This window comes from Neobacillus sp. BP17 (assembly GCF_059579525.1).
Window position 1 is genome coordinate 3086749 of the sequence record NZ_CM184198.1, and the last position, 12552, is coordinate 3099300.

Below are 12552 nucleotides of genomic sequence, written 5' to 3' on the forward strand. Positions count from 1 at the left end.
TTTATGAAATTTTCTAGTTATATATAAACCCTATAAACTCATTTTCTCGTATCCAAAGTATTCATTCATTAGATACAATGTGAAATGAGGCAGGGCATTTCTTTGGCGGTATGAGCAACTATCAGCCATTATTCCAATATTTGATATTTAGGATAATTTATACTGGATGGGGAAGATGCTAAATAGTCTTGGACCAGCAGCATAAATTCAATGGCAACTCGTTTTTCATGTTCCATAAAGTCTTCACCGAGAATGCTTTCAAGCTTTTGCAAGCGATGATAAAGTGTCTGCCTGACTATAAAAAGCTTGCTCGCCGCCTCCTGTTTTGAGCCATTGCACTCTAAATAAACCTTTAATGTCTCTAACAACTTGCCATTATATTTCTGATCATATTGAATCACTGGCTGTAAATACTCTGCAGCAAACTCTTGTAGATTGATATGTTTACTCATTTGCGAGATCAACCGATATAAATGCAAATCTTCATAAAAATAATAGTCAGCTTTATTAGACATCTTTTGCTGAATTCGCTGAGTTTCTTTTGCAGTTTGATAACTTTTATGTATTTCATTTAAATTTCCGATAAAACTTCCAGCAGCAATCATTATTTTCGCTGAACATTGTTTTCTAATAAACTCTGATTCAAGTATGGATTCGATTGCTGTTTTCATTCGTTCCTTTACATTCTTCTTGGTCCGGTTGTTTACCAGTATGAACGTTATTTCATTTCTTTTTTCAACAGAAAACACCGTGAAACCATTTTGTTCAAGGACCGAACGAAATAATAGTTTTAAATACGTTACATCTTGAGTAATTTTCTCTTTGAGGGGAATAAGCCTAGTAATTAAGACTACAGCTTCATTGGTTTTTGTTTTGACCCGATTTTGCGCAAAATATTCACTAATGCTTTCGGGGGAATGTTCACCTTCAAGCCAGCCATACAACCACTCAAACTCCTCGACACGCTTTTTTTCTTCAACATACATATCTCGTAATAAATGCTGGGCCAGCGCTGTAGCAGTCCGATCTAGAATCAATACATCGTATTCAGTGATTGGTAGATTTTTAGAATAAATGAATAACTCCGCACATTCTTGCCCAAATAAGAAAATAGGTTGGGAGGCAATGTTTTCACATGGGTCTGTTTTATATGTCTTGAGCTGGTGAATGACTGTTTTTTGTTCGAGTAGATTGATGTCTGGAATAAATTCATAGTCCTCATTTTTCAAACGAAAAATAACTTGTAAATCCAGAGAAGAATACAAACATTTTAGTATATCTTCATAACTTTCAATCGTTAACAGTCGTTTATTTAGGCTTTGGGAGTAATTTTCCAAATCAGATATCTTTTGGTATTGCTGATTAATAATCAGCGAGTGAATATCTTGAGTGATTTGTACAAACGGAACTTCCTTTGAAAAAACGATGATGGGGAAATTATGCTCATTAGCAACTTGTATGACCTCCGCGGGAATCTCTGTGATGTAAGTTCCCATTTCAATACATAATCCTGCAGCTTGGTTATCAAGAAACTCTTTTACCATCGAAACAAATAAGTTTGTATTCTCCCTCCAAGCAATCCCTGTTGAAAGAATAAGTTCATTTCCATTAAGAAGATTACGAATACTCGTGGCCTCGACAACATGAACCCATTTGACAAATCGTTTAGTACCTTTTTCTCCCGCAATAACGTGGGATTGTTCAAAGTTCTTTCGCTTTAAGATATCTGCCACTGTTAAATGGAAATGGTCTTTAATCATTTGGCTCTCCTTAGAAAATATCATCAAAAATATTGGATTAAAAAGGATTGGCCTTGCAACCAATCCTTTCATTTATTTCTAATGAATGATAGGGAAGTATACCTTTATTTCTCTAGGCATGGACTAGCTGGTGTGGTTTTGCTTTAATAATAGACTAGTAAAATACTTACGGGCATTTGCTGTTCCAATCTTAAGTATTTCGGTTATATTTCCGTTTGGGTGGACAAATTCAACGGTTGCCCCGTTTAGATGTTCATTTACACCACTGATCTGATATCCCTTTTGGATAAGAAAATCAATTTTGTCTCTTTCATCTAAAAATTGCTGATAATCTGACATCCAAGCTCCCCCTTTAAATTCATATAATTCTTTTATAATTTTTGGCTGTGTTAAATTGGTCTATTGATTTCCTCTCCAGGCACTTTGCTTTCCGCGGGCGTTGCGGGGAGCCTTTCCAGCTGCAGCGCCTAGCCCCTCGAGGTCGCTTCGGTCCTGCCGCTGAAGTCAAAAAACGACTTCAACGGCAGGACCTCCAGCGCTTGACGGGGCTGGACAAGGCGCTTCCGCTTTTCTTTCTCCTCGGCGTTTTTAGCGCCTGCGGGGTCTCCCCTGCCCCGTACTCCCGCAGGAGTCTTCGGCCTTCCGCCCCAATCAACATTGTGCCAAAATCAACAATAACCTTAAACACAGCCTATCTATTAATCATTTTTCCTATCATTATTAGATTGATAGTGTTTCGCTTTGGTTGACAAGTGCATTCTTATTATATTTGGCTCGCTTCAAATATTGGCCCGAACCTGGTTTACCTACAAACTGCTTGTCACGGACAACAAATTCCCCACGGGACAATACGGAAACTGGTTCACCAGTGATCTTCATTCCTTCGAATGCGTTATAATCCACAGCCATATGGTGGGTTTCAGCCGAAATTACTCGTTCGATATTCGGATCAAAAATCACAAGGTCTGCATCTGCCCCAACGGCGATTGTCCCTTTTTTAGGGAATAAACCAAATAGCTTCGCACTTCTAGTGGAAGTAATATCGACAAATTGATTTAGACTAATCCGTCCTTTTTTCACTCCCTCAGAGAATAAAACCGACAAACGATCCTCAATAATCGGGCCTCCATTTGGAATTTTAGTAAAATCATCTCTTCCTAAATCTTTCTGGCCTTTAAAATCAAAGGAGCACTGATCGGAGCCGAGAGTTTGCAGTTGACCACTCTTCAAAGCATTCCATAAAACATCTTGATTCCACTTTTCTCGAAGCGGCGGAGACCAAACATATTTTGCACCTTCGAAATTCGGTTTCTCTAAGTAGCTTTGATCAAGGACTAAATATTGCGGGCACGTTTCCCCCCAAACATCAAAGCCTTTGCTGCGTGCTTTAGCAATTTGTTCTACTGCATCCGCACAGGAGACATGGACCACATATAACTGTGAATTAGCAAGCCCTGTGAAATTTGCGGCACGTCCAGTCGCTTCCCCCTCTAATTCTGGAGGTCTTGTTAAAGCATGGTAAATTGGCGCAGTATTCCCTTCATCAAGGGCTTTCTTGGTTAAGTAATCAATGACATCTCCGTTTTCTGCATGGACCATCACCAAGGCACCGTGTTCTTTTGCGGAAATAAGTGTTTTAAACAAGGTTTCATCATCTGCTTGAAATACATTTTTGTATGCCATAAATACCTTAAAGGAAGTAATACCTTCTTCATTAATTACCTGTGGAAGTTCACCCAGGACATCTTCATTGATTTCTGAAATCATTAAATGGAACCCATAATCAATGACAGCTTTCTCTTTCGATTTATCATGCCAGGTTTGAATAGAGTTTTTCAGCGGCTCACCCTTGTTGGTTAAGCAAAAATCAATAACCGTTGTCGTACCCCCGAAGGCAGCTGCAATCGTGCCTGACTCAAAATCATCCTTTGTTACCGTTCCGCCAAAAGGCATGTCGAGGTGAGTGTGTGGATCAATCCCGCCAGGAAAAACAAAACAGCCTTTTGCGTCAATAACTTCCGCACCGATAGCTGATAAATTCGAGCCGATTTGGGTGATCTTGCCGTCCTCGATTAATATTTCTCCTTGATATGTGTCAGCAGCGGTAACAATCGTGCCATTTTTGATTATTTTTTTCATCGATAATTCCCTCCGTATCATTTATTTGATAATATCTGCTTTAAATTGGGCTACGCCGCTTAAGGCAGCTTGACGTTCATTCCAAGTCATTGGTGCTAATTCCCTCGTGGCCTCCACCATGTCAATGGCTCCATCAACTGGACAAACAATCGAGCATAAATTACAGCCGACGCAATCTTCTTCACGCACCTTGAGGTAACTCTTTCCATTTTCGTCTGTCAGCATATCGATACATTGGTGCGAAGTATCTTCACAGGCAATGTGGCATTTATTGCAATTAATACAAACATCCTTATTGATTTGAGCAACGATATTGTAGTTTAAATCCAAATTGCCCCAATCAGAGAATCTAGGAACGGATTTCCCAATGATATCAGAAACCGAAGCAATCCCTTTGCTATCGAGGTAATGGCTAAGACCTTCAATCATGTCCTCGACAATGCGGAAACCATGGTGCATAGCGGCTGTACAAACTTGTACACCAGTTGCACCCATCAACATAAACTCAACGGTATCCTTCCAGTTAGAAATCCCCCCAATCCCTGAAATTGGAACGTTAATTCGTGGATGTCTTGCACATTCTGCAACCATATTCAAAGCAATTGGCTTTACTGCAGGTCCACAATAACCGCCGTGTGCTCCTTTTCCGGCAACATGGGGAATGGTATTCCATGAATCAAGGTCGACCCCCATCAAGCTATTAATCGTATTAATCATAGAAATCGCATCAGCACCACCATTACAAGCCGCTTCGGCCGTCGCTGTTATATCGGTAATATTTGGCGTTAATTTTACAATAACAGGTGTCTTAGCTACTTCTTTCGCCCAATAGGTTTGCCTTTCAACTAAGGCTGGTACCTGACCGGAAGCAGAACCCATGCCACGCTCAGCCATCCCGTGTGGACATCCGAAATTTAACTCAAGCCCATCCACCCCGACATCCTCAACACGTTTAACAATCTCATGCCACTTTTCTTGCTTCGGTTCCACCATGAGCGAGGCAATAATGGCATGGTTTGGAAATCTCTTTTTCGTTTCATAGATTTCTTTTAAATTAACATCTAATGGTCTGTCAGTTATTAGTTCAATATTATTAAAGCCTGCCACTCTTTGTCCGTTAAAACTTACAGCAGCAAACCTTGAAGATACATTCAGAATCGGATCACCCAGCGTTTTCCAAACTGCCCCACCCCACCCTGCTTCAAAGGCTCTCTGTACTTGATAGCCAGAGTTGGTCGGCGGTGCTGACGCAAGCCAGAACGGGTTCGGAGATTTAATCCCTGCAAGATTAGTACGTAAATCAGCCATTTATTTTTCTCCTCTCTATTTTCATTTGAGATATTAGTTTGACATCCCTACGAAGGAAAATTGCTTATGAATCGCATAAGCCACATCTTTACCTTGTCGTGCAGCCGTAACAACCATGGCGTCACCATTGCCTTTTCCAAACACAACATCTCCGCAGGCAAATACTTTAGGGTTGGAAGTTTGTAAGGTTTCAGAGTCGACCTTGACTACCCCACCATTATGCTCGATGCCGAACTCTTCAATCAGTTTGAGGTGTCTGGTCTGACCAATTGCTTTCACCACAGCATCGACCGGCAGGACATGCTCTGACCCCTCAATGGCAGTTGGACGTCGTCGACCATCTTTTTCAGGTTCGCCAAGTTCCATTTTGATACACTCAATGCCAGTCACCCTACCAGTTTCATCACCAATAATCCGTTTTGGAGCCGTCAACCAGCGGAATTCCACACCGTCCTGTTTGGCAAATTCATATTCAAAGTCGTAAGCGGTCATTTCTTCTTCCGTTCTTCGATATAAGATTTTGACGTTTTCTGCTCCTAATCGGACAGAACAAGTTGCCCCATCTATCGCGGTATTTCCGGCCCCAATGACAACAACGCGTTTTCCAACAAAATCTTCAGATAACTGACCGCTTTTGGTTGCTTTGACAAATTCAATCGCATCATATACACCCTCTAGGTTTTCACCTTCCACGCCAAGGTTTGGTACATGAGCCATACCTACTGCCAGGATAATATAATCAAAATTTTCCGTGATCTCTTCTACAGAAATATCCTTACCGACAAACGTGTTAGTTCTAATATCGACATTCAATTTCTCAACCTGTTCAACTTCCCAGAAGGAAATTCTTTGCGGTAATCGGAAAGATACAATTCCGTACGTATTTAAACCGCCCGCTTTCTCAGAACCTTCGAAAATTGTAACCTCGTATCCTAGCCTTGCCAGTTCTCTAGCTGCGGATAGTCCCGCTGGCCCCCCGCCGATGACAGCCACGGTTCTTCCATTGGCTTGACCTGGTTGAAAAAGTGTTTGATTATTTACCATTGCCCAATCAGTAGCATATCTTTGTAAATTACCAATCATAATTGGTTTAGTAGAGTGATTTAGCACGCAAGCACCTTCACATAATTCTTCAGTAGGACATACCCGCGAACAACTTGCACCAACAGGATTGGATGACATGATTGTTTTGGCAGATCCTAATAAGTTTCCTGAAGCAATTTTTTTAATAAAAGTAGGAATATCAATACCTGTCGGACAGGCTTTAATACACGGAGCATCATAACAATAGAGGCAGCGATTGGATTCTTCCACAGCCTCACGGTTTGTAAGCCCACTTTCCACTTCTAGAAAGTTTTTTTCAAGATTAGATAAGGAAATACGCTGCATTTTATCATTCGCCATAAAGAAACCTCCTTCATTTATATACCGATTTTTAAAACTTTTTGAAGGCAGAAAGTTTTCCTGTTTTTTTACTGAGATTAGAATGTAAGCGCTTTATAAATATGATACTACCAAAAAGGGACCAACTCCTTTTGTTCATATATGTATTTTGCAGAAAATTCTGCATCCTATTTTAATTTTACAGACTGTAAATAGGCATTTCACCTGACAATCTGTAAAAGAATGCATGCAATATATTAACCATTATGTAAAAAAGTAAGATGTCTCCTAAGAATGTAGAATCAGAGAGGGTACATTGATGTATGTAAGCATAAAAAGGAATATTGGATAAAGTTTTCATAGAGGGCAAGATTTTTTTATATTCTTTTCTGATACTTTTTCAATTTAACATAATGATATCAAAAAAATTGTAATATTATATCGAATTGTCAATTTTTCTTACATACTTTATTTGGTGGCCTTGTAGAGTTTGATTACCTGAATTTTACATGTTTAATAGGACTTCCTCTCTCTTATAAAAACAAAATCTTTGATACAGTATGAGTAAAAACTTCTCGACATTTTCTACTATTTAGGAATTCCGGTTTTTTTGAAAAAAAAAGTACCCACCGTAAAGGAGGTACACTTAAATCAGATTAATTCAAAAAATATTTAGCTAACTCGACCACCATAGCTCCCATTCTTTCCTTTTCAGGGACCACAATTCTTTGGATTCCCTCATCTTTTAAAGCTGCTTCGGTTACTTTCCCAACCGCACCAGCAACGACCTTTTTATTGAAAGCGGTCACGATATCTGCATAGATATTATGTTCTCTCGCATATTCAAAAAGCGAGTGTACCTGGGTAGCTGTGGTAAAGCAAACCGCGTCACACTTATCGAACTGCAGTTCATGTATTAACCGAACTACTACCTCTTTATCAGGTGCAATATGCTGATATGGAAGAATTTTTTCTACAGTTGCCCCACGCTCTTCTAAAAATTTTGTTAACGCAGGTGCTGTTTCACCATGGAGTTGAACCATAACTCTTGTTCCCGAGAAATCAACGGTTTCGAGTGCTAGTGCTAATCCTTTTGTTGTTCCATCCACATCGACCACAAGTGGTTTTAGATCATATTTTTTCAGTGCAGACAGTGTTTTGTATCCTCTCGAGGCGATCTTGGCCTCACGGATATTCTTTAAAAATAAATCACTTAATCCAAGTTTTGCAGCTAAATCCACAAGTGTTTCAAAGCCAATTCCAGTGGTGAAAATAACCCAATCCGCCCCATTTTCCACGAAATCACGTATATCTGGTTCTACTTCTTTCTCTGCTAAAAATACTGTCCCTTGAAGGGGTCGAACGAGAGGAACACCTCCTTGTTTTTCAATTAGTGTACTTATTTCTTCTATTTTTCGCGAACCACAGATAACGACTTTCTTTCCGGTCAAACCCTTTTCCATTGTACATACCTCTCAGACTAATTTTTCTTTTGCGATTTGTTCGATCTTATGCGAAGGATAAACATTCATCCCACTTTTTCCAACTTTCGCTACTACTGCCATTGCCGTTGCAACGTTTTTAGCTTCAATGGCTTTATAAGGTCGTAATGGACCAACCATGAGTACATTGATAATGGCATTTGTTTTTGCGGCAATATTTTCTCCGAAACGAAATTCTTTTCTGTCCCCTAATAAAAGTGATGGCCTAAAAATATGTAGAGATGGTAAACTTATATTATCTAAAGATTCTTCCACTTCACCCTTTACTCGATTATAAAAAATACTTGATTTAGCATTTGCTCCCATTGCAGTGATAATAAGAAATTTCTCTACCTCACAACTTTTCGCTATTTTAGCTGCCTCGACCGGATATTCATAATCTACTTTTCGAAATGCTTCTTTAGTTTTTGCTTTTTTAATGGTCGTTCCTAAACAGCAAAAAACGTCCCTTACCTGAAATAATTCTCGGTATGTATGAAGTTCCTCAAAATTAACAACATGCACTTCACATGTAGGATGATGACTTACAATTGGTCTTCGTACTAACAAATGGATTTTTTCATAGGTTTTTTGTTGGATGAGGATATTTACCAATTCTTTTCCTACTAGTCCAGTAGCACCTAGTATTAGAGCTGTTTTTCTTTTGTTTTCCATATCTAAACTCCTTTTATTCCAACCAACTGCTTTATTAAGATTATTACACAAACTTTGAATTAATAGGTGGATTTTTGTTCAATTATTTTCAGATTGGACATACTTATGAATGTGAATTTTTAATAAAGGAGGAACATATATGTCAAACGATTTTCAATTTAGTAATTTTATTAATGAGGTTTCACTGCAAACAAAAATGGAAAATGTGTGGAGTAATACCTGTGGGTCATGGCAAAATTGCAATGAAGATACCATCCAATCTTTCTTAGCTCAGTGCCTTGATTATAATATTGATCCACAATACTGTATGAGCTGGGTCGAGCAGCATAAGGATATCATACCTGATTGGACGAGTGTATCTGAAACCTCGCTGGGATGGATAAACGAACATACTTCAACAGGTTCGGCAATCTCGATTTCAGATGAGGATTTTAGTTGAACTTTTTGGGAGGGCTACTAAGCTCTCCCTTTTCATTTAGACGGTAAAATCATCTTTTGTAATCTTTTCTTTTACCGTAATGAGGATAATTACACTCCTATGGGTAATGAAAGACGGTTTTATTTACCGTTTAGTGAATTTTTATCTCCACTTGGGCAATGAACGACCTGTTCATTTGCCCTAAACATTACAAGTACTCAGTGAATTCTATGGATTAACTCTACTAATCTTTCTAAACCAATAATGAGTCTTGGGGAGGGTCTGCAGTAGAGCTCTTCCTCAAGAATTAGAATTCGATCATCACTTTCATATCCTAGTTTTTCAAATCCTTCACGCTTCTTAACAATGCTTTTGTGGATTTTTTCTTTTCTCACTCCTACCCAAGCAAGACAAATGAAATCAGGTTCACGGCATAATACATCCTCCCATTCCGTTTGAACGCTTGCTAAATCCACATCCTGAAAAATATTCGCTGCTCCAGCAGCCTCAGAAATCTCCGTGAGCCAGTTTCTTTTACCTGGAGTAAAAATTGGCTTTGGCCACCATTCCCAGTACAATTTTGGCTTGAAATATTGATTTGCACTTCTCTGTTTAACTTTATCAAGGCTAAAACGAAATTGCCTTACTGCTTCTACTCCACGTTTATGCTCTCCGAGTGCTTCAGCCGTTATCATTAAGTCATTTTCAATGTCTGTTAGTGATTGCGGATTTAACACAAGGTGTGGAATTCCACGTATCTGTAAACCTTCCACATTTTTCTCCATCCCTGGAACACTTAAAGATGCAAGGACCAAATCTGGTTTTAATTCTTCAACCAAATCCATATTAATTGACAAATCAGGACCTAATTTAGGCAGACTTTCAATTGAAGCCGGCCAATCGGAAAAATCGTCGACTCCTACCAACATGTGTGTTAAACCGAGATATTCAATAATTTCTGTATTACTCGGGCATAAGGAAATGACTCGCATCTTTTAATATCTCTCCTCCCTAATTAGCGATTAATCATAAAACGCATGGATATCAATTACTATCCAGGCGTCTTTGACCAAGTTTATTTCCGTTCACCTTCGACCGCTTCCACCAACTGAAATAAAAAGCGGTAAATGAGTTGAAATGCCTCACCTATGGTTAACTCTTCCTTGTAACCCTCGACAAAATTTAAGGCGAAATTCAAATTCCATAAGCCGTCATCTTGACTGAACATTAAATCAAATTTCGCTTCATCCCCGTTTAGGAGGCTATTTAAATTTCCCCTTAATGATTTTTCAAATTTCTTTTGCAGCTTTAAACCTAACATAACATCATAGGTCCCAAAGACATCATCTGCCTCTAAAGAAACAGCTTCGACACTTATTAAATCAAACCAATTTGATTCAACGTAAATAAACTCATTTTTATGCTTTTTTAAGTAATCAAGACGCTCATTTAAAAATGCTGATGATTCATTCTTCAACATGTTTTCTGTTTCTTTATCACACCGTTCAATGTATGCGTCAGCGAATCGGATACTCGCATCTTTCTCTGAAAGTTGAAGGTTTCCAGCTAGTTGGTTTTTTTCAGCATACTCCTTTTCTTCTTTAAAAAGTGTGATTGCCCCTGTCTTTTGATTGGATTGCCTTTCATCTATGTATTGTAGGATATGGTCTTTTATCATCTAAATTGCTCCTCCTTATTTTCACAGTTCCTTGTTCTCCTTATTCTACTATAAAATGAAAGGAAACAAAAAAATAGAGGTGACTTTATAGTCACCCCCATTATTTATGATTAATTTTCCGCTAATTTAGCCTTTACATTCTGTGTAGAAGGTTTTACATCCCCTGGATCTTCCGCTTGCTTCGCGCGTTTTATAAATAACGCTAGCACCAATGCAAGACCGGCGATGAAGACTGTAACAAAGAATGCATCATTTATACCCTCTAACATGGCCTTCATTTGAATATCATGCTGCATTTTTAATTGCATCGCTTCTGTAATTTTTACTGACGGATCTGCTGGCATTGCCTTTTTAGCTGCTGCAATTAATTCTGTTGCATGAGATTTCGCACGGTTTGTCATCACTGTGACCAACAATGCCGTACCAATCGCACCAGATACTTGAGACATCGTATTGTTCATCGCTGTACCGTGTGGATAAAAGCGAGCTGGTAACTGATTCAAACCGTTCGTTGTCACTGGCATGTTAACCATTGACATCCCAAACATGCGGATTGTATATAAAATAATTAAATGAGTATATGTTGTTTCAAGTGTTAATTTACTAAACATATAACTTGTTACCACAGTAATCCCTAAACCAATAATGGCTAACGTACGTCCGCCGAATTTATCGAATAATTTCCCTGTTATTGGCATCATAATTGCCATTGAAATCGCACCTGGCAGTAACAATAAACCAGCATCTAAAGGAGAAATTCCTCGAATTGTTTGGACATAAATTGGTAAGAGGATCATCCCTGAAAACAACGCCATCGTAACAATCATAGAAATAGCAGATGATAAAGCAAACATTGGGTATTTATAAATCCGGAAGTTAAGAAGTGGTCGTTCTTGACTTAATTGACGAAGGATAAATATTACTAAACAAATAACACCGATTGCGAGGGTACCGTAGACCTCAAGACTATCCCATCCTTTTGTACCTGCTTTACTAAATCCATAAAGAATTCCACCGAATCCAACACTTGATAACACCACAGATAGGAAATCCAAGCGGATATCGACTTTCTCCTTCTTATCTTTAAGTAAGAAAACTCCAAGTAAAACAACAACAATCGCGATTGGTGTGACAAAATGGAAGAGCATTCTCCAGTCATAGTGTTCAATAATCCAGCCCGATAATGTTGGTCCAATGGCTGGAGCAAACATTAACACTAAACCAAAAACCCCCATCGCCATTCCACGTTTTTCAACTGGGAAACTGGTTAACATAACGTTCATTAACAATGGCATCATGATCGCTGACCCTGAAGCCTGAACCATCCGACCCGTTAATAATAATGGAAACGCATGTGCAAAACCTGCTAAAATGGTTCCTGCTGTAAACAAAATCATTGCAGCTAAGAATAACTGGCGAACAGAAAATTTTTGAATTAAGTAGGCTGATAAAGGAATGAGAATTCCGTTCACTAACATAAATCCAGTTGTCAGCCATTGAACTGTAGCTGCTTCAATCTCTAAATCCTTCATGATTGAAGGCAATGCTATATTAAGTAATGTGTTATTTAAGAAAGCAATAAAAGCTCCAACCATTAACACGGCAAGGATTCCGTACGGTGGTTTGCTAGTCTTTTTTATGGTTTGATCCATTAAATTTCCCCCTATAATAAATGTTCAAATTTTTATACCCCTGTTTCACACTTACATA

At 38.8% G+C, this 12552-nt stretch carries 11 protein-coding genes; 1 reads left to right on the forward strand and 10 read right to left on the reverse strand.

The annotated features are described in order from the left end of the window. Nucleotides 1-128: 128 nt before the first annotated feature. From AC4QJR_RS14980 to AC4QJR_RS15010, 7 genes are all read right to left on the reverse strand, one after another. Nucleotides 129-1760, reverse strand: coding sequence for a PucR family transcriptional regulator (locus AC4QJR_RS14980; protein WP_496523327.1), 1632 nt, complete (start codon nucleotides 1758-1760; stop codon nucleotides 129-131). Nucleotides 1761-1883: 123 nt separating this feature from the next. Further along, a complete protein-coding gene (locus AC4QJR_RS14985) occupies nucleotides 1884-2099 on the reverse strand; it encodes a hypothetical protein (RefSeq protein ID WP_098571296.1) in 216 nt (71 codons plus the stop codon). 381 nt (nucleotides 2100-2480) lie between these two features. Then, nucleotides 2481-3899: a dihydropyrimidinase gene (hydA, locus tag AC4QJR_RS14990; RefSeq protein ID WP_098571297.1), complete on the reverse strand. Its 1419-nt coding sequence runs from the start codon at nucleotides 3897-3899 to the stop codon at nucleotides 2481-2483. A 21-nt stretch (nucleotides 3900-3920) separates the two neighbouring features. Then, nucleotides 3921-5207: an NAD-dependent dihydropyrimidine dehydrogenase subunit PreA gene (gene preA / locus AC4QJR_RS14995; RefSeq protein ID WP_496523328.1), complete on the reverse strand. Its 1287-nt coding sequence runs from the start codon at nucleotides 5205-5207 to the stop codon at nucleotides 3921-3923. 33 nt (nucleotides 5208-5240) lie between these two features. Beyond that, on the reverse strand, nucleotides 5241-6611 hold the full coding sequence (locus tag AC4QJR_RS15000; protein WP_496523329.1) for an NAD(P)-dependent oxidoreductase: 1371 nt from the start codon (nucleotides 6609-6611) through the stop codon (nucleotides 5241-5243). Nucleotides 6612-7246: 635 nt separating this feature from the next. Next, on the reverse strand, nucleotides 7247-8053 hold the full coding sequence (locus AC4QJR_RS15005) for a uroporphyrinogen-III synthase (protein WP_496523330.1): 807 nt from the start codon (nucleotides 8051-8053) through the stop codon (nucleotides 7247-7249). 12 nt (nucleotides 8054-8065) lie between these two features. Further along, entirely contained in the window at nucleotides 8066-8746 is a 681-nt protein-coding gene (locus tag AC4QJR_RS15010; protein WP_496523331.1) for an NAD(P)H-binding protein, read from the reverse strand. A gap of 139 nt (nucleotides 8747-8885) precedes the next feature. On the opposite strand from AC4QJR_RS15010, the gene AC4QJR_RS15015 reads away from it, so the two are divergent. Further along, nucleotides 8886-9185 (forward strand): hypothetical protein, encoded by a 300-nt coding sequence (locus AC4QJR_RS15015; RefSeq protein ID WP_496523332.1) that lies wholly within the window; start codon nucleotides 8886-8888, stop codon nucleotides 9183-9185. Nucleotides 9186-9382: 197 nt separating this feature from the next. Here AC4QJR_RS15015 and AC4QJR_RS15020 read toward each other — a convergent pair whose 3' ends face one another. The 3 genes from AC4QJR_RS15020 to AC4QJR_RS15030 form a co-directional block, all read right to left on the reverse strand. Continuing rightward, on the reverse strand, nucleotides 9383-10156 hold the full coding sequence (locus tag AC4QJR_RS15020; RefSeq protein WP_496523333.1) for a cobalamin-binding protein: 774 nt from the start codon (nucleotides 10154-10156) through the stop codon (nucleotides 9383-9385). 83 nt (nucleotides 10157-10239) lie between these two features. After that, nucleotides 10240-10842 carry a branched-chain amino acid aminotransferase gene (locus AC4QJR_RS15025; protein WP_496523334.1) on the reverse strand — a complete coding sequence of 201 codons (603 nt, stop codon included), beginning with the start codon at nucleotides 10840-10842 and terminating at the stop codon, nucleotides 10240-10242. Nucleotides 10843-10952: 110 nt separating this feature from the next. Continuing rightward, the gene (locus AC4QJR_RS15030; RefSeq protein ID WP_375376880.1) at nucleotides 10953-12494 is read right to left on the reverse strand and encodes a DHA2 family efflux MFS transporter permease subunit; all 1542 of its coding nucleotides are present in this window, start codon (nucleotides 12492-12494) and stop codon (nucleotides 10953-10955) included. Between the last annotated feature and the right edge of the window lie 58 nt (nucleotides 12495-12552).

Bases quoted from the DNA above. Each gene is read 5' to 3' on its own strand.
- AC4QJR_RS15015 (WP_496523332.1), top strand. From the start codon at position 8,886: ATGTCAAACGATTTTCAATTTAGTAATTTTATTAATGAGGTTTCACTG.
- AC4QJR_RS15005 (WP_496523330.1), bottom strand. From the start codon at position 8,053: ATGGAAAAGGGTTTGACCGGAAAGAAAGTCGTTATCTGTGGTTCGCGA.
- AC4QJR_RS15030 (WP_375376880.1), bottom strand. From the start codon at position 12,494: ATGGATCAAACCATAAAAAAGACTAGCAAACCACCGTACGGAATCCTT.
- AC4QJR_RS15025 (WP_496523334.1), bottom strand. From the start codon at position 10,842: ATGATAAAAGACCATATCCTACAATACATAGATGAAAGGCAATCCAAT.
- AC4QJR_RS15000 (WP_496523329.1), bottom strand. From the start codon at position 6,611: ATGGCGAATGATAAAATGCAGCGTATTTCCTTATCTAATCTTGAAAAA.
- AC4QJR_RS15010 (WP_496523331.1), bottom strand. From the start codon at position 8,746: ATGGAAAACAAAAGAAAAACAGCTCTAATACTAGGTGCTACTGGACTA.
- hydA (WP_098571297.1), bottom strand. From the start codon at position 3,899: ATGAAAAAAATAATCAAAAATGGCACGATTGTTACCGCTGCTGACACA.
- AC4QJR_RS15020 (WP_496523333.1), bottom strand. From the start codon at position 10,156: ATGCGAGTCATTTCCTTATGCCCGAGTAATACAGAAATTATTGAATAT.
- preA (WP_496523328.1), bottom strand. From the start codon at position 5,207: ATGGCTGATTTACGTACTAATCTTGCAGGGATTAAATCTCCGAACCCG.
- AC4QJR_RS14985 (WP_098571296.1), bottom strand. From the start codon at position 2,099: ATGTCAGATTATCAGCAATTTTTAGATGAAAGAGACAAAATTGATTTT.
- AC4QJR_RS14980 (WP_496523327.1), bottom strand. From the start codon at position 1,760: ATGATTAAAGACCATTTCCATTTAACAGTGGCAGATATCTTAAAGCGA.